At 33.7% G+C, this 16,573-nt stretch carries 18 protein-coding genes and 1 pseudogene; 2 read left to right on the top strand and 17 right to left on the bottom strand.

All coding sequences use genetic code 11. From position 1 onward, the window contains the following. Positions 1-9: 9 nt before the first annotated feature. The 13 genes from OTJ99_RS06220 to pstB all read right to left on the bottom strand — a co-directional run bounded on the left by OTJ99_RS06220 (position 10) and on the right by pstB (position 10,766). Positions 10-1,089 (bottom strand): mannose-1-phosphate guanylyltransferase, encoded by a 1,080-nt coding sequence (locus OTJ99_RS06220; protein WP_045164830.1) that lies wholly within the window; start codon positions 1,087-1,089, stop codon positions 10-12. A 108-nt stretch (positions 1,090-1,197) separates the two neighbouring features. Then, positions 1,198-1,815 carry a bifunctional phosphoribosyl-AMP cyclohydrolase/phosphoribosyl-ATP diphosphatase HisIE gene (gene hisIE / locus OTJ99_RS06215; RefSeq protein ID WP_045164831.1) on the bottom strand — a complete coding sequence of 206 codons (618 nt, stop codon included), beginning with the start codon at positions 1,813-1,815 and terminating at the stop codon, positions 1,198-1,200. Between the two features lies 1 nt (position 1,816). Further along, positions 1,817-2,569 (bottom strand): imidazole glycerol phosphate synthase subunit HisF, encoded by a 753-nt coding sequence (hisF, locus tag OTJ99_RS06210; RefSeq protein ID WP_045164832.1) that lies wholly within the window; start codon positions 2,567-2,569, stop codon positions 1,817-1,819. A gap of 29 nt (positions 2,570-2,598) precedes the next feature. Then, positions 2,599-3,312, bottom strand: a complete 714-nt coding sequence (hisA, locus tag OTJ99_RS06205) for a 1-(5-phosphoribosyl)-5-[(5-phosphoribosylamino)methylideneamino]imidazole-4-carboxamide isomerase (protein WP_045164833.1) — start codon at positions 3,310-3,312, stop codon at positions 2,599-2,601. Beyond that, complete coding sequence (gene hisH, locus OTJ99_RS06200) at positions 3,309-3,914, bottom strand: imidazole glycerol phosphate synthase subunit HisH (protein WP_045164834.1); 606 nt, start codon at positions 3,912-3,914, stop codon at positions 3,309-3,311. The genes hisA and hisH overlap by 4 nt, the downstream gene beginning before the upstream one ends. 2 nt (positions 3,915-3,916) lie before the next feature. Further along, positions 3,917-4,501, bottom strand: coding sequence for an imidazoleglycerol-phosphate dehydratase HisB (hisB, locus tag OTJ99_RS06195; protein WP_045164835.1), 585 nt, complete (start codon positions 4,499-4,501; stop codon positions 3,917-3,919). Positions 4,502-4,503: 2 nt separating this feature from the next. Next, positions 4,504-5,553, bottom strand: coding sequence for a histidinol-phosphate transaminase (hisC, locus tag OTJ99_RS06190; RefSeq protein ID WP_045164836.1), 1,050 nt, complete (start codon positions 5,551-5,553; stop codon positions 4,504-4,506). After that, complete coding sequence (gene hisD / locus OTJ99_RS06185) at positions 5,540-6,841, bottom strand: histidinol dehydrogenase (RefSeq protein ID WP_052671461.1); 1,302 nt, start codon at positions 6,839-6,841, stop codon at positions 5,540-5,542. The genes hisC and hisD overlap by 14 nt, the downstream gene beginning before the upstream one ends. Beyond that, a complete protein-coding gene (gene hisG / locus OTJ99_RS06180; protein ID WP_045164837.1) occupies positions 6,838-7,467 on the bottom strand; it encodes an ATP phosphoribosyltransferase in 630 nt (209 codons plus the stop codon). The genes hisD and hisG overlap by 4 nt, the downstream gene beginning before the upstream one ends. Before the next feature lie 2 nt (positions 7,468-7,469). Next, positions 7,470-8,636, bottom strand: coding sequence for an ATP phosphoribosyltransferase regulatory subunit (locus OTJ99_RS06175; RefSeq protein WP_045164838.1), 1,167 nt, complete (start codon positions 8,634-8,636; stop codon positions 7,470-7,472). A gap of 135 nt (positions 8,637-8,771) precedes the next feature. Further along, complete coding sequence (locus tag OTJ99_RS06170; protein WP_045164839.1) at positions 8,772-9,302, bottom strand: QueT transporter family protein; 531 nt, start codon at positions 9,300-9,302, stop codon at positions 8,772-8,774. Positions 9,303-9,316: 14 nt separating this feature from the next. Then, positions 9,317-9,979: a phosphate signaling complex protein PhoU gene (gene phoU, locus OTJ99_RS06165; protein WP_045164840.1), complete on the bottom strand. Its 663-nt coding sequence runs from the start codon at positions 9,977-9,979 to the stop codon at positions 9,317-9,319. 37 nt (positions 9,980-10,016) lie between these two features. Next, entirely contained in the window at positions 10,017-10,766 is a 750-nt protein-coding gene (gene pstB / locus OTJ99_RS06160; RefSeq protein ID WP_045164841.1) for a phosphate ABC transporter ATP-binding protein PstB, read from the bottom strand. Positions 10,767-11,164: 398 nt separating this feature from the next. Between pstB and OTJ99_RS06155 the strand changes: the two genes are divergently transcribed. Both OTJ99_RS06155 and OTJ99_RS13050 read left to right on the top strand, forming a co-directional pair. Beyond that, the gene (locus OTJ99_RS06155; RefSeq protein ID WP_307735264.1) at positions 11,165-11,614 is read left to right on the top strand and encodes a DUF47 domain-containing protein; all 450 of its coding nucleotides are present in this window, start codon (positions 11,165-11,167) and stop codon (positions 11,612-11,614) included. After that, positions 11,607-12,595: pseudogene (locus OTJ99_RS13050) on the top strand (anion permease). Before OTJ99_RS06155 ends, OTJ99_RS13050 begins: the two are co-directional and overlap by 8 nt. Before the next feature lie 49 nt (positions 12,596-12,644). Here OTJ99_RS13050 and OTJ99_RS06140 read toward each other — a convergent pair. The 4 genes from OTJ99_RS06140 to fsa are packed head-to-tail and all read right to left on the bottom strand — an operon-like array spanning position 12,645 to position 16,550. Further along, positions 12,645-14,351 carry a sensor histidine kinase gene (locus OTJ99_RS06140; protein ID WP_045164842.1) on the bottom strand — a complete coding sequence of 569 codons (1,707 nt, stop codon included), beginning with the start codon at positions 14,349-14,351 and terminating at the stop codon, positions 12,645-12,647. A gap of 3 nt (positions 14,352-14,354) precedes the next feature. Further along, on the bottom strand, positions 14,355-15,053 hold the full coding sequence (locus OTJ99_RS06135; protein ID WP_083943497.1) for a response regulator transcription factor: 699 nt from the start codon (positions 15,051-15,053) through the stop codon (positions 14,355-14,357). Beyond that, entirely contained in the window at positions 15,053-15,844 is a 792-nt protein-coding gene (pgeF, locus tag OTJ99_RS06130) for a peptidoglycan editing factor PgeF (RefSeq protein ID WP_045164844.1), read from the bottom strand. The genes OTJ99_RS06135 and pgeF overlap by 1 nt, the downstream gene beginning before the upstream one ends. Before the next feature lie 52 nt (positions 15,845-15,896). Then, entirely contained in the window at positions 15,897-16,550 is a 654-nt protein-coding gene (gene fsa / locus OTJ99_RS06125) for a fructose-6-phosphate aldolase (RefSeq protein WP_045164845.1), read from the bottom strand. Positions 16,551-16,573 lie beyond the last annotated feature (23 nt).

The following is a 16,573-nucleotide window of genomic DNA, read 5'->3' as shown; positions in this document are numbered from 1 at the left end:
TTCTTTGCTTTATATAAACTTGTCCAATTTCTTTTCTTTTAGCATTTCAACAATCTTTTTAACATCCTGAGCTCTATTCTTTGCACAAACCAAAACAGCATCCTCTGTCTCTGCAATAATAACATCCGATACATTGATTGTGGCAATGAGCCTGTTATTTCCATAGATTATGCAGTCACGTGTATCTATACCAACATGAAGTGCCTTGACAATATTTCCATCCTCATCTGGTGGGAAGATTGCACCTAATGAATCCCATGAACCTACGTCATTCCATCCAAAGTCTCCCGGTACAACCACAACCTCATCAGCTCTTTCCATTATACCATAGTCAATAGAGATATCCTGCAGGCTTGGATATATTTCACTCACATATTTAAACTCATCTTCTGTCCATAGACATTCATAGACAGAATAAAACTTGTTGTATATTCTTGGCAAAAACCTATTAAAGTTTTGGATAATTGTATCAAGTCTCCACACAAACATACCGCTGTTCCAAAGATAATTACCACTTTTTATATAAGCCTTTGCCTTGTCAAATGAGGGTTTTTCAACAAATTCCAAAACATCATATGCTTTATGGTCATACTTGTCATGAGAGTCTTTATCAAATTTAATATACCCATATCCAGTTGAAGGGAAGGTTGGATTTATTCCAATTGTTATTAATTTATCAGTCTTCTCTGCAATTTCAATACAAGTATTTAGAACTTCAGCAAACCCCTCGTTGTCCTTTATATAATGGTCAGAAGGAAATACACACATTATTCCATCTTTATGTAATTTTTTAATCTTGAGTGCTGCGTATAAAATGCACGCAGCTGTATTTCTACCTATTGGCTCATAGATGATGTTGTTCCTATCAACCTCGCTATCTAAAACCTTTTCTATCATTTCTTTTTGGTTTATATTTGTCACAACAAATATATTTTTCTTTGGAATTATCTTCGAAATTCTATCAATTGTCTCATTGATTAATATGTCATTCCCAGAGAGGTTTAAAAATTGCTTGGGCGATGAACTCCTTGACAAAGGCCAGAACCTTGTGCCACCACCACCTGCCATAACTACTGCGAACTTTTGCATTTTTAAACCCCTCCTTGTAAACAGAGTAATAAAGTTATCAACATTTATATTATACAATATTTTTCAGCTTTTAAACAGGGAAAAGTCAAAATAGAGGCGGAAGGGCATTTATCTTCTTCTTTCTTCTAATCTCTTGAATATATCTGTCCAATCCAAATCAAAATACGAAAGCAGAACACTCAAATGATAAATAAGGTCACTTACTTCATATATTATCTCTTGTTTTGATTCATTTTTTGCTCCAATTACCACCTCAGTAGCCTCTTCTCCTACTTTCTTAAGTATCTTGTCGAGACCTTTTTCAAACAAATAACAGGTATATGAACCTTCAACCTTGTTTTTCTTTCTGTCATTGATTGTCTCGATTAATCTAAAGAGAATATCAGCCTCACCTTTCTTATCCTGACCAAAAATGTTTGTAAAAAAGCAGCTTCTGTTGCCTGTATGGCACGCAACCCCTGTTTGTTCAACAAGTGCTAATATAACATCTCCATCACAGTCAATATACAATGCTTTTACCTTTTGAAAATTTCCTGATGTCTCACCCTTTTTCCATATTTTGTTCCTACTTCTGCTAAAATAGTGCATATATCCAGTTTGAATTGTAAGTTTTATACTCTCTTGGTTCATGTAAGCCAACATCAAAACCTCGTTTGATTTGAAATCCTGAACAACAACGGGAATAAGACCGTTTTGGTCAAACTTGAGTGCTGATAAATCCAACATTTTATGTTCTCACCTCAATATTATAATTTTTCAAAAACTGCTTCAAATCACTAATCAAAATCTCACCAAAGTGGAAAATTGATGCAGCTAATGCTGCATCAGCACCTACTTTAAAGATTTCTAAAAAGTGCTCAGGTTTGCCAGCGCCGCCTGATGCAATAACAGGAATATTGACCTCAGAACATATAGCTTGTGTCAACTCTAAATCATAACCAGCTTTTGTCCCATCTCTGTCCATTGAAGTTAAAAGAATCTCACCTGCTCCCCTCCTTTCAACCTCTTTTGCCCACTCTATAGCATCAAGCCCTGTGTCAATCCTACCACCGTTTATATACACGTGAAAACCGTCTTTGTGTCTTTTTGCATCTATTGCAACAACAATACACTGAGAACCAAAAATTTTGGCAGACTTTTCTATCAAATCAGGATTCTTTACTGCTGCTGAGTTTATTGACACTTTATCAGCCCCAGCTAACAGTAGATTTCGTATGTCCTCTATATCTCTTACACCACCGCCTACTGTAAAGGGAATGAATACTTTTTCAGCAACCTTTTTGACAACCTCAATCATTATATTCCTCTCTTCATGTGAAGCTGTGATGTCTAAAAATACAAGCTCATCTGCACCAAGCTGATTGTACTTTTGAGCACATTCAACAGGATCTCCTGCATCAACAAGGTTTACAAAGTTTATACCTTTTACCACTCTTCCTCTGTCAACGTCAAGGCATGGAATAATTCTTTTTGCAACCATAAACCATCTTCTCCTTCTTTATTGCCTTATTATATTATATTTACTATCTCTTTTAGCTTAATGTGACCAGTATAAAGAGCCTTGCCTATAATTACACCGTCAACACCAATATCTTTTAGTCGCAAAACATCATCCTTAGAGGAAATTCCACCTGACGAAATTAAAAATCCACCAAATAGGCTTCGAATATACTTTGCAGCTTCAAAGTTATGCCCTTTTAACATTCCATCTGTTTTTATATCAGTGTATATAAGTCTTTGAAAACCGAGACTTTTAATACGTAGAATTCCTTCTTCTACTGAAATTTTTGTTGACTCTTGCCAGCCAGAAAGTTTTAAATATCCATCTTCAAAGTCAAGTGAAGCTATAAACCTTTCACTTCCAAATTTTTCCAAGACATTTTCAACAAATTCGGAATTTTTGAAAATAATAGAACCCAAAATGATGTAGTCAATTCCTACCAAAAAGTAATTATTTATTGTCTTCTCATCTCTTATGCCACCACCACATTCTACAGTCAAACTTGTACTTTCTTTTATTCTCTTTATTACTTCAAAATTAACGGGATTTCCCCTCTTTGCACCATCTAAATCAACCACGTGAAGATATTTTGCACCCTCTTTTTCAAAGGACATTGCCTGCTGCACAGGGTCTGAGTTGTATTCTTGTACTCTATTATAGTCTCCTTGAGAAAGCCTTACACACCTACCACCAATTATGTCTATTGCAGGTATTATAATCATATCAATCCCCCGAAATTTCTCAAGATTTCAAGCCCAACCTCACCACTTTTTTCTGGATGAAATTGGGTTGCAAAGATATTTTCTTTTTCTATAGAAGAGTCAAACTCTATTCCATGTTCACACGTAGATGAAACAATTTCTTTATCCTTGTTGTCAACATAGAATGAGTGAACAAAATACACATACTGTCCATCTAAGCCTTTTAAGAGCTTTGATGTTTCCTTTACTTTTATTTTATTCCATCCCATGTGAGGAATCTTAATATTCTGTTTCTGTGGGAACTTTTTTACATCTCCGCTTAACACCTTTAGTCCTTCGCAATTCCCTTCTTCACTAAAGTCATAAAGAAGTTGATATCCCAAACATATACCAAGGAAAATTGCGTCATTTAACTTTTTTTTCAAAATCTCAATTAAACCCAGTTTTTCAAGGTTTTTGTAAGCTACGTCAAATGCACCTACCCCTGGCAAAACTATTGCATCATGTTTTTCAATTTCCTCTTTGCTTGATGTAATAATGGGAAAAAATCCCAAATACTCAAATGCTTTTTCTACACTTCTCAAGTTACCCATCCCATAGTCTATTATGCATATCCTTTTCAAATTCACAGCACTCCTTTTGATGATGGTATTTTATCGTCTACAATTGTACAAGCATCTTTCAAAACCCTGCCAAAAGCTTTAAAAATAGCCTCACAAACATGGTGGTCATTTTCACCTGATATCTTTTTTATATGAAGAGTAACCTTGGCAGAAGAAACAAACGCCCTGAAAAACTCAATCACCATTTGAGAGGTCATTTCACCAAGTTTCGGGAGTTTAAAATCCACATCAAAAGTCAAATAAGGTCTTCCAGATATATCAATAGCAACCATTATAAGTGCTTCATCCATAGGTAGAATTGCATGAGAGTATCTTTTTATACCCCTTTTGTCTGAAAGGGCTTTTAAAAATGCTTGTCCTAACACTATTCCAACATCCTCAATGGTGTGGTGGTCATCAATGTAAAGGTCACCTTTTGCCTCAATCTGGATATCAAATTTACCATGATGGGAAAATAGCTGGAGCATGTGATCAAAAAAACCTACCCCTGTCGAGATTTTGTATTCTCCTTGACCGTCGATGTTCAAAATTATCTTGACATCTGTTTCTTTAGTTTTTCTTTGTACTTCAGCAATGCGCGCGTTCATGTTTATTTACCTCTCTTGTAATTAATAAGACTTTCTAATATTATATCATTGTCCTTAGGTTTACCCAATGTAATTCTTAAAAGTTTTTTCATGCCTATATCAAATTTCTTAACTAAAATTTTCTTACTTTTTAGATAATCAAAGATGTAATCAATCTCATCATCTACTATTGATATAAAGTTTGCTTGAGATGGTAAAACAAAGTAAAAATCTTCTAAGCACTTTGTCATTCTTACCCTCTCGCTTTTTATGAGGTCAATGTTGCTTTTTAATTTATCAAGATTCCTCAACAAACTTATCGCAATTTGTTGTGAGAGTATATTCACATTATAGGGAGGCTTTACCTTATGTAAATTTTCAATAACCTTTTCATTTGCAATTGCATACCCACACCTTATCCCTGCAAATCCTATCTTAGAAAATGTCTTTAACAATATTACATTTTTTTCCTGGAGAGCTAAGTCTAAGTAATTAATATCACAATATTCACCATATGCGTTGTCAATTACAATTAATCTTTCCGGAAAGGATTCTGCAATCAGTTTGAGCTTTTCATACTCTAATGCTACACCGGTTGGGTTGTTGGGTGTATCAATGAAAATTACTTTAATTTTGTCATTTTGACTTATCTTTTCAATAACCTCGTCAGCATTAATTTCCCAATTTTGTGTAATGTCTAAAAAACTATGGTTTACATCAAATAGCTCAGCGGTAATCTTATACATAGCAAATGATGGATAGAGCGTGAAGATAAAATCATCCTTATCACAAGCTGCCTGGATAATGAGCTGGATGATCTGGTCCGAGCCGTTTCCTATTATAAAGTTTTCTTCTTTAAGGCCGTAAAACTTTGCAAGCTCTTGTTTTAAAGGCTGAGAATTTATCTCAGGATAAAAACACAAGTTTCTTACATTTTTCTTCAAAACGTCGGTTATAAGAACCTCTAAATCTTCAGGATAGTCTAAAAGGTTTTCGTTTGCATCTGCCTTTACAATATATTCAAAAACAGGAGTTGAGTAGTTTGAAAAATTTTGTAGTTTACTTCTGAACATCTTCCAACCTCACTTTCAAAGAGTTTGCGTGGAATAAAAACCTCTCTTTTTCTGCCATCTCAATTGCAAATGGAGCATCTTTGAAAAACTGTTCCTTTGAATATTTTATCACACTAATTCTCTTAACAAAGTCATATACACCAAGAGGTGAGAAAAATCGTGCAGTACCAGATGTAGGCAAAACATGGTTTGGACCTGCGATATAGTCACCAATTGGCTCAGGTGAAAATTCTCCAACGAAGATTGCACCTGCATTCTTTATTTTAAAGATTAAGTCTTCAGGTTCTTTGCAACAAAGCTCTAAGTGTTCAGGACAAATCATATTTGCAATCTGGGTTGCCTCCTCTAAGTCCTCAATTATTACTATTGCACCATTTTTTTCAATGGACTGAGAAGCTATCGGATTTGGATTTGCTTTTAACATTCCATTTATGTTTTCAACTACCTCAAAAGCAAGTTCTTTAGAAGTTGTAATTAAAATGCACCTTGCCATTGTGTCATGTTCTGCCTGAGATAACAAATCAGCTGCAACATACTTTGGATTTGCAGAGCTATCAGCAATAATCAAAACCTCGCTCGGACCTGCAATCGAATCAATGTCTACAACTCCAAAGAGGAGCTTTTTGGCAATGGCCACATAAATGTTCCCCGGTCCAACAATCTTGTCTACCTTTGGTATAAGCTCTGTCCCTATCGCGAGTGCAGCAATTGCTTGAGCTCCCCCAACTTTAAAAATTTTATTTATACCGCATATTTTAGCTGCTGCCAAGGTATACTTATTTACTTTTTTTTCTTTGTCTGGAGGAGTTACCATGATTATCTCCTTCACACCTGCTACTTTGGCAGGAATAGAATTCATCAAAACAGTTGATGGGTATGAACCATTGCCACCTGGTACATATATCCCAACTCTCTCTAAAGGTCTTATTATCTGCCCTAAGACTGAATCTTCTTTTGTATAAAGCCAAGTTTCTTCTTTTTGTTTTAAATGATACTGATAGATGTTTTCATATGCTATTTTCAATGCTTCTATAAATTTTGGTTCTTCCTCTTGGCACTCAAAATAAGCTTCTTCAATCTCATCTTCTTTAACAAGCAAATCTACAGGTTCCATCTCTTTACAGTCAAAAAGCCTCGTATACTCTAAAACTGCTTCATCTTTTCTAGAACTCACATCTGCAATTATTTTTTTCACTTTTTTTTCTATTTCTTCGACTACTCCATAACCAATGAAACTAATAGTCTCTAAGTATCTTTCCAATTCTTTCTTGTTTTCTATTATCCTCACTGCATTATCATCCTTTCTAAGTGATTTATAATTTCTTCTATCTCATTCTTTAGTTTCAGACTCGCTCTGTTTATAATCAAGCGTGCGCTTATATCATAGAGCTTTTCATAGACCTCAAGCCCATTTTCTCTGAGAGTTCTCCCACTTTCGACAATGTCAACTATCATATCAGAAAGTCCTAAAATAGGTGCAAGCTCGACAGAACCATTTAGTTTTATTATTTGAACATCCTCATCAAGGACATTCTCAAAATACTCTTTTGTTATATTAGGAAATTTTGTTGCTATCGTTTTTTCTGGTTTATTCAAAAGTTCTTCTTTCATACCTTTCGGACCTGCCAATGCAATAAAACACTTTCCTATCCCTAAGTCCAAAAGTTCATAAACTTTTTTACCCTGCTCAAGTAAAACATCTTTGCCTACAATTCCTATGTCAGCAATGCCATATTCCACGTAAGTTGGAACATCAAAAGGTTTTACCATCAAAAAACGCATATTATTATTCTCATCTTCAATTACAAGCTTTCTTGTCTCTTGCATAATATTGATACATGTGAGAGAAGATTTTATAAAAAGCTCTGCAGCCTCCTGTGCTAATCTTCCTTTTGGTAGTGCTATTGTTATCATCTTTATTCCTCCACTAAAAATCTTTTTATACCCTCTTCACAGACATAATAAAATTCATCTATTTTAAGTCCTTTAGCAATACGAGCAGCTTTTTGAAGGTCTATTGGCTCACTATAAAAGTAAACTTCATTTTCAAATTTCAAAAGCTCTCTTATTGCCACTTCAAAAAATCCTTTACTGTAGAACATTGCAGATTTGTAAAAACTTATTTTCAAATCGGTATTCTTTAAAAGCCACTTTACCAGCCTGTCAACTCCCAGTGCAAAACCAATAGCATAGAGCTTTTTACCAAACTTTTCGCATAAATTATCGTACCTTCCGCCATTTAGTATTGGATATCCTAACTTTGGAAGATAACCAGAGAATATTATACCTGTATAGTAATTTAAATGTTTTACCATACCAAAATCAACAGAAATGTATTTTTCATATCCTAATTTACTCATTTTTTCGTATATCTCTTTTAATCTATCTATTGCAGACTTTGATATTTCATTTTTAGCAAAATTATAAGCTTCATCTATTTTATCTTTTTTACCATAAAGTTTGGTAAGATTTCTAAAAATATCTATGACCTTTTCTGAAATTCCTTTTTTAATAAGAAAATTTTCTATTCCAATATAATCCTTTTTGTCTACTAATTTACATAGCATCTCAGAAGAAAAGTCATCTATTCCATAATCAGTTGTTATCCCTTTGAAAAAGTTAACTTCTCCAATGTCAATTGTGAAATTATCAAATCCAAGCTGCAAAAGACTCTCAACTGCTAAAATCAATACTTCTAAATCTATATAGATACTGTCTGATATATGAAAGTTTTCTATCCCTGCCTGAAAAAATTCTCTCAAATCTCCAGCATCATGCTGTAGAAATTGGTAAGCTCTTCCAAAATAACAATATTTAATCGGGTAAATCTCCTCAAATCTTTTAGCTGCAATCTCGGCTACTTTTGGTGTAAATTCGTTTCTTAATGCTATTATACTTCCATCAGCATCCATAAATTTTATTGTATTTTGCCCATCCAAACTTTTCGATTTTTCATAATCTTCAAAGGTAGAAGGTTCTACTAGTTGATATCCAAATTTTACAAATAATGATAAAGTCTTTTTTCTTATTTGCTCTAAAAGGTTAGCTGGTAATGGATAGTAATCCACGAATTTTTTATTCATCTTTTTCTTCCCTTCTTTACTTTATCATGATGAAGTGATAAACAGATATCACGATATATTATATTACACACATTAAAAAAATGCAATAAAAAAGTGGAGCATAAAAACTGCTCCACTTTTTCTACCTTTTGTCCATTACATCAGCCTTTTACCCTTAAGTTGCTTTTCAATGGCAACAAATAAAGGAAGACCCAAAACATATGTGGCAATTGCCTCACCCGTCCCAATAGATAGCATTGTAAAAAGATATCTTAAAACAGGATTTAAATGCTTCAACCATTCTATTTTAAGACTGTCAATAAAATAATACCAAATGTAACTTGAAACAACTACAGCATTTACAATTATTGTTGGCAGAGGCAAAAGTATCTTTTTTCTAATTTTAGTTGTTATTATAGCAGCAACTAAAGTTGCTAAAGAACCAAATATGACGTCATATATACCTGTTATATTAATCATCATTCCATATAGATTTGCTAAAAAGCAGCCTATAAAAAGTCCAACTGTTGCAGATACTGGCATTAAAGCTGGCAAAAGTGTCAAAGCCTCTGAAATTCTCACCTGAATAGGTCCATATGATATCGCAGGCAAAAACGATGTCAAAACAAAATAAAGCGCAGCAATAAGTCCTGATCTTGCAATAACTTGCAGATTAAGCTTTTTCATAAATTTGTATCCTCCTACTTTGTTTCCCAATCATGTTTGTGCATTCCTGTTATTTTATAAACTACCCATTCAGCAATGTTTGTAGAATGATCTGCAATTCTTTCCAAGTACTTTATAACAAGTAAGAACTGTACACACTGTGGAACAGCATCTGAATTTGTCTTCATTATCTGTTCCAACTCATCTATCAAGTTTTGATACATCTGGTCTACAATGTCATCCTTTTTTACAACAGATTTAGCAAGTTCTACATCAGAATTCACGTAAGAGTCAAGAGCATCTTTTAGCATCGAACGAGTGATTTCTGCCATTTTTGGAATGTCAACAAGAGGCTTTATATACGGCTCTTTTGCAAGCTTTATTGTTATCTGTGAGATATCCTCTGCATGGTCTGCAATCCTTTCAATATCTGTGGCAATCCTCATCGCAGTGATGATGAGTCTCAAATCACTTGCAAGAGGCTGCTGGGTAGCAATTACAATAGCGCACTTTTTTTCTATCTCTTCAGTGAGAGCGTCTATCTTGTCATCATTTTCAATGATTTTTTGAGCAAGCTCAATATCCTTGGTTTTTAGTGCATAAATTGCTTTGTCAATCGCTTCTTCTGCCATTGCACCCATTTTTAGTATGTCTAAGTGTATTTCTTTCAGTTCATTTTCAAAGGTAGGTCTCGTCATTTTTAAAAATCACCTCTCATCTTTTTTAATTTAACCTTCATCCGAATCTACCTGTGATGTAATCTTCGGTTCTCTTGTCTCTTGGTGTGTTGAAAATTGTAATAGTTTTATCGTATTCGATAAGCTCACCATTTAAGAAAAATCCTGTCCAGTCAGATATCCTTGCTGCTTGTTGCATGTTGTGAGTTACTATTACAATTGTGTAATTCTTCTTGAGCTCCTCTAAAAGCTCCTCTATCTTCAAAGTGGAAATTGGGTCAAGCGCAGATGTTGGCTCGTCAAGCAAAATTACTTCAGGTTCTACTGCCAAAACCCTTGCAATGCAAAGTCTTTGTTGTTGACCTCCTGAGAGAGAAAATGCACTTTTTTTAAGTCTATCTTTCACCTCTTCCCAAAGATATGCTTTCCTCAAACTGCTTTCTACAATCTCATCAAGCATCTCTTTTTTCTTAATTCCATGTATTCTGGGACCATATGCTACATTGTCATATATGCTCATCGGAAAAGGATTTGGTTTTTGAAACACCATACCTATCTTTTTTCTAAGGGTTATAACATCTATATCTTTGTAAATATTTTTGTTTTCAAAATAAACCTTCCCTTCTATTCTTACATTTTCAATAAGGTCATTCATTCGATTTAACGTTCTCAAAAACGTAGATTTCCCACAACCAGACGGACCGATCAGTGCTGTTATGGATTTTTCATTTATCTTTATGTTTATGTTCTTAAGAGCATGATTGTCTCCATAGTATAGATTTAAATCTTTTGTTTCTATAATCACCATCTCAAAACAACCTCTCCCTACCCATTTTAATACTACAACTTATAGATTATACACTTTTAATCTTAAAATTTTATTTAATGTATGTTAAAACTGTGTTAAATATTATATAATATTCTTTGTGCGATGTAAAAGCTTTTTATACTATTCTTCTCATTGAAGCAATGAGAGCTTTTTATTAAAATGAACTTTGGGACGAAACTTTAAAAAGGGGTTGTGAAGGAATTTGGAGTATTATACCAAAAGAAAACCAATTTTTTGTTCTCCTAAACAATGCAATTGAAAATGTTTACCAGTCAGCGGTTGTGTTAAATCAACTTCTTAGTAACCTTTCAAATATGAACAAATACATTACTGAACTTGAAAAAGCTGAAAATAGAGGTGATGATATTACACATTAAATAATTGAACTTCTCAACAGAACCTTCATTGCTCCTCTTGATAGAGAGGATTTATTTGCAATCATAAAAGAAATTGACAACATTGTTGATGCACTTGAAACTGTTGCACATAGATTCGAAATATATGGCGTAGAACAAATTAAACCAGAAGCAAAAATTCTATCCGAAATGATAATCAATTGTACAAAGGAACTAAAGAGTGTTGTTGAAAACCTGAAAGACTCAAAAAATACCAAACTTATTAAAGAAAAGATAATTGAAGTGAATAGAATTGAGGATGAAGGTGATATAGTCTACAGGAATGCAATAAAGAAACTTTTTTCAGAAAATAGGGACAAGCCTATTGAGGTAATAATTTGGAAAGAAATATTCGGATTTCTGGAAGACACCTTAGATGCCTGTGAAGACGTTGCAAATGTAATAGAAGGAGTTGTGACAAAAAATGCATAGTATTCCACTCAATCTTCTTTTTATAATCATCTTAGCCTTGACATTTGATTTTGTAAACGGTTTTCATGACACAGCAAACGCTATTGCAACATCTGTTTCAACCCGCGTTTTGACGCCAAGGACTGCAATATTCATGTCAGCAGTTTTTAATTTTTTTGGTGCAATGATTAACACAGAGGTTGCAAAGACTATAGGGCATGGAATAGTTGACCCAAAGTTTGTTACTGAATACCTTGTTCTTGCAGCTGTTATAGCAGCAATTGTGTGGGATTTGATTACATGGTGGTGGGGAATACCTTCATCTTCATCACATGCAATAATAGGTGGCTTAATTGGCGCTGCGATTGTCACAACAAAATCACTTTCTGATATAAACTGGATAGGATTTGTTAAAAAGATAGTGCTACCTCTTGTTATTTAACCTGTGCTGGGCTTTGTTTTTGAATATGTATTTATGACCATAGTATTTGCAAAGGTTCATCCTACTGTTGTTAATAAATACTTCTCTAAACTACAGATAATATCCGCAATGCGGATGGCGTATAGCCATGGTTCAAACGATGAACAAAAATCAATGGGGATAATTACAATGGCACTTGTGAGTGCAGGAATTTTAAATAACTTTGTAGTACCTGAGTGGGTAAAATTCGCATGTGCATTTGCAATGGCACTTGGTACCTCTTTTGGAGGGTGGAGAATAATCAAAACTATGGGAGTAAAGATAATAAAATTAGCACCAATAAATGGTTTTGCCGCAGAGACAGGAGCAGCACTTACAATCCAGTTTGCAACACATATTGGAGCACCTGTTTCTACAACCCATGTAATTTCATCTTCTATTATGGGTGTTGGTGCATGTAAAAATTCTCAGCAGTAAGATGGGGAATTGCAAAGAATATTGTTATTGCATGGATTTTAACAATTCCAATGTGTAGCTTTATTGGTGGCTTAATGGCATGGGTTATCAATTTAATTGTTTAGAATTGAAAACCGCAAAAAGGAGCTGTCTTACTTTTTTGGCAGCTTCCTTTTATATTACAATTGTAAATTCGCTTCCTTTACCAACTTCACTATTGACATATATTTTTCCGTTGTAAAGTTCAACTATATGCTTGACTATTGAAAGCCCCAAACCAGTCCCACCAACTTTTCGTGAACGACCTTTGTCTACTCTATAAAATCTTTCAAAAATTCTATCTATTTCGTTTTGCGGAATACCAATACCTGTATCTTTTACTTTTATAAGTATTTTGTCAGCTGATTTTTCAACTATTATGAAAACTTCCCCACCTTCTTTATTATATATGATTGCATTGTCTATCAGGTTTATAAAGAGCTGTTTTAACCAATCCCTGTACATTTTTATCTTAAGCTCGCTATCTACATCAAGATGTATCTTTATATCTTTGCTTTCAGCTTTAAGCTTCAAAAGCTGCACACATTCATCTACAACATCTTTTATATTTACTTCTTCTTCTTCTTCTTCGTTAATCTCTATCTTTGCATTTTCTATCTCAGAAAGATACAATAAATCGTTTATTAAACGAACAAGCCTTTCAACCTCAACTTCAATGATGTTTAGAAATTTCATAGCCACATCTTTGTCTTCAATTGCTCCATCTCTGAGTGTCTCCACAAATCCTTTTATAGAAGTCAGCGGTGTCTTCAGTTCGTGTGAGACATTTGCAACAAAATCAGACCTCATTTTTTCGAGTTTTTTAATAATAGTAATATCACTCACAATCAACAATATACCTTCTTTATTCTCCTCATATTTGATTCTTTTTTTAGTCACTTTCAGAATCTTGTTTTGACCATCAATTACTACATCAAATTCTTTTTCAAAAATTATTTCGTCGTATAAAAATTCAAAAAGTTCATAAATTCGAATGCATTCAAGTAAACTATCTCCAATTTTAAGCTTTGTTGCAAATATTTTTTCAGCCTGCTGGTTAAACATAATGATACGCTTTTTGTTATCAAAAAAAATTATTCCAACTTCGATAGAGTTGAGCAAAGAACTAAACCTACAATTTAGACTATTTACCTCATTAATTTTTTCTTCTAAAAGTTGGTACAGCCTTGTAAAACTGAGACTAAGCCATTTCAAATCCTCTTCTTCTTCAAACTCAGTTATGGCAAATTTCTTTAAAGCTTGTGTAATAAGAGAAATTAAATCTTTGAGAGGTTGATATAAAAGCGATGATACGCCAATTATCAGAATTAATCCTAAGACTATACAAATAAATGCAAATTTTAATGTTTGAATTAAAGCTCTTTTTAAAATTACATCAGTTTTGTCAAGCAATACTGAAACACGTATAAATATGGGATTATTATTAATTTCTACTTTCTTTGCTGCGTAGAAAAAAAAACTTTTTAGCGTTTTGCTCTTTTGTATCGAAAAACAAATCTCACCAAGCTTTTCATTTGCCTGTACAATCTCTGGTCTTTTTAAGTGATTTTCCATCTTATCTTTATCTGCTTCAGAATCATAAAGCACAGTTCCATCATTATTAACAATTGTAACTCTAAAAAAGCCTTTTTTGTACACTTTATCTAAAAGTTGAATACCAAAATTATTTATATATCTCTCAATCTCCTCTATCATAAACTCAAGCTGTCTTTTGTTCTCTTCAAGGTATATATTCTTATATACCTCATACGAGAAAACTCCCTGCAGAAAGCTTATAATTACTATAACTAAAATGGTATAAGCCAATATTTTTGTTCTCATTTCTTACTCCGACCCTTCTCTCAACCTGTAGCCAACTCCTCTTACCGTCTCAATGTACCGTGGATTTTTCTCATCGTCCTCAAGCTTTTTTCTTAGAAATCTTATATGCACATCAACTGTTCGAGTATCACCGTCAAATTCATATCCCCATACCCTTTGCAAAATGAAATCTCTATCCAAAACCCTTCCTCTGTTCTCTATCAACAGCTTTAAAAGCTCAAATTCCTTAAAAGAAAGAGCAATTTCCTTATTGTTCTTTTTTACGCTTCTTCTTGTTAAATCTACCTCAACATCACCAAACCTGATCTTCTCTTCTGCATCAGGCTTTAGGCTCTCAATCCTTCTAAAAAGCGCCTTTACTCTTACAACAAGTTCCTTTACACTAAAAGGCTTTGTTATATAATCATCAGCACCAAGTTCGAGGCCTAATATTTTATCAATCTCTTCTGACCTTGCAGAAAGCAAAATTACAGGAAGATTTCTTGTTTCTTTATTAAACCTAATCTCTTTTAAAACTTCATAACCATCTTTATCACTCATCATTATATCAAGGATTACAAGGTCAATCTTATTGTTTCTGATAATATCCAAGGCTGCGTTGCCATTTTCAGCTTCAAAAGTAGTATATCCTTCTTTATGAAGATTGAATCTAATTAGTTCCACAATATGAGGTTCGTCATCTACAATCAAAATATTTTTCATCATCTCACCATCCTCATAATAGCAACCATACTACCTAATTTCTCTGGAGTCCTAAAGTCTCTTCTATATGAAAAGAATAAATCTTCATTTTCATAAGTACACATTTCAGATATTATAATTTGTTCTTTTTTTACTCCACTTTCTAATAAATCCCTCTCAATAGATTTTTTTAAATCTACATAAAATCTCTCCTTGTTAGACATACAAATATCACCAGAAAACTCTTTTAAAAAAGCATCATATACATCTTTTCCTACCTCGAAATGATTTTTGCAAATCCCTGGTCCAATTGCTACAATGAGATTTGAAATGTTGCATCCAAATTTGAAATTTAGCACTTCTAACGCTTTTTTTGTTATATGCTGTAAGGTTCCCCTCCAACCAGAGTGTAGAAGCGAAATTATTCTCTTCTCTTGGTCAAAAATGTAAACTGGAATACAGTCTGCATGAAAGGTCATAAGCGTAATGTCACTTTTTAGTGTTATAAGTCCATCAGCTTCTATTTCTTGATTATACGCAAAAAAGTCAAATCCTTTTTCAACAACTATTATATCATTTTTATGTACCTGTTTTGCATAGTAAATATTTCTATGGTCAACTCCCAAATTCTTAAAGAGGACAAGAAAATTATTGTCAATTTCCTCCTTCGACCTTGCCCATTTATAACTCAGATTAAAATCATCTGAACCAAGATATCTTCTTGTTGTAAAAAATGCCTCTACACCATATGGCTTAAGTTCAGAAATTCTGATAATTTCAAGACCATTTATACATATCTTTTCAAAGGCCATTTTCATCCTCCAGTTGAAATTAAAAAAATAGCAACCTGCAAAGAGGTTGCCTTTAACTTTTCTTAGGTACCTTTTCCCAATCTTTTAAGAATCTCTCTATACCTACGTCAGTTAGTGCATGTTTTGTCATCTGCTCAAGTACCTTAAATGGAACAGTTGCAATATCTGCTCCTGCTTTTGCAGCCTCAATCACATGAATAGGATGTCTTATACTTGCAGCAATTATCTCTGTTTTTATGTCTGGATAATTTCTAAATATCTGAACTATCTCTTTGATAAGCTCAATTCCATTTTGGCCTATGTCATCAAGTCTTCCCACAAATGGAGAGACATATGTTGCTCCAGCCTTTGCTGCCAAAAGTGCTTGAGCTGCTGAGAAAATAAGTGTGACATTTGTCTTTATACCCTCTTTTGACAACACTGATACAGCCTTGAGCCCTTCTGCTGTCATTGGAATCTTAATAACAATATTTTTGTGAATCTTTGCTAAGTCTCTTGCCTCTTCAATCATGTCTTCAGCCTTGAGTGAAATAACTTCTGCTGAGATTGGACCATCTACAATTGAACAGATCTCATTTACAACCTCTTTAAAATCTCTACCTTCTTTTGCAATCAAGGATGGATTTGTCGTAACACCACAAATTATTCCCCAAGAGTAAGCTTCTTTTATCTCATTTATATTAGCGGTGTCAATAAATAGTTTCATCTTGAGCTAACACCTCTCTTAAA

Source organism: Caldicellulosiruptor naganoensis, assembly GCF_026914285.1.
GTDB lineage: Bacteria > Bacillota > Thermoanaerobacteria > Caldicellulosiruptorales > Caldicellulosiruptoraceae > Caldicellulosiruptor > Caldicellulosiruptor naganoensis.
Note: the sequence above shows the minus strand (reverse complement) of the source record. Positions and strands in the feature narration are given on the sequence as shown.

Excerpts from the sequence above, each read along its gene's own strand:
- pstB (WP_045164841.1), bottom strand. The coding sequence starts at position 10,766 with ATGGTGATTATAGAAACAAAAGATTTAAATCTATACTATGGAGACAAT.
- hisA (WP_045164833.1), bottom strand. The coding sequence starts at position 3,312 with ATGATTATAATACCTGCAATAGACATAATTGGTGGTAGGTGTGTAAGG.
- phoU (WP_045164840.1), bottom strand. The coding sequence starts at position 9,979 with ATGACGAGACCTACCTTTGAAAATGAACTGAAAGAAATACACTTAGAC.
- hisF (WP_045164832.1), bottom strand. The coding sequence starts at position 2,569 with ATGGTTGCAAAAAGAATTATTCCATGCCTTGACGTTGACAGAGGAAGA.
- OTJ99_RS06220 (WP_045164830.1), bottom strand. The coding sequence starts at position 1,089 with ATGCAAAAGTTCGCAGTAGTTATGGCAGGTGGTGGTGGCACAAGGTTC.
- hisIE (WP_045164831.1), bottom strand. The coding sequence starts at position 1,815 with ATGTTGGATTTATCAGCACTCAAGTTTGACCAAAACGGTCTTATTCCC.
- hisG (WP_045164837.1), bottom strand. The coding sequence starts at position 7,467 with ATGATAACAATAGCACTACCAAAAGGAAGATTAGCACAGGAGGCTGCA.
- hisB (WP_045164835.1), bottom strand. The coding sequence starts at position 4,501 with ATGAACGCGCGCATTGCTGAAGTACAAAGAAAAACTAAAGAAACAGAT.
- OTJ99_RS06135 (WP_083943497.1), bottom strand. The coding sequence starts at position 15,053 with ATGAAAAATATTTTGATTGTAGATGACGAACCTCATATTGTGGAACTA.
- hisC (WP_045164836.1), bottom strand. The coding sequence starts at position 5,553 with ATGTTCAGAAGTAAACTACAAAATTTTTCAAACTACTCAACTCCTGTT.
- OTJ99_RS06175 (WP_045164838.1), bottom strand. The coding sequence starts at position 8,636 with ATGAATAAAAAATTCGTGGATTACTATCCATTACCAGCTAACCTTTTA.
- OTJ99_RS06170 (WP_045164839.1), bottom strand. The coding sequence starts at position 9,302 with ATGAAAAAGCTTAATCTGCAAGTTATTGCAAGATCAGGACTTATTGCT.
- fsa (WP_045164845.1), bottom strand. The coding sequence starts at position 16,550 with ATGAAACTATTTATTGACACCGCTAATATAAATGAGATAAAAGAAGCT.
- pgeF (WP_045164844.1), bottom strand. The coding sequence starts at position 15,844 with ATGGCCTTTGAAAAGATATGTATAAATGGTCTTGAAATTATCAGAATT.
- OTJ99_RS06140 (WP_045164842.1), bottom strand. The coding sequence starts at position 14,351 with ATGAGAACAAAAATATTGGCTTATACCATTTTAGTTATAGTAATTATA.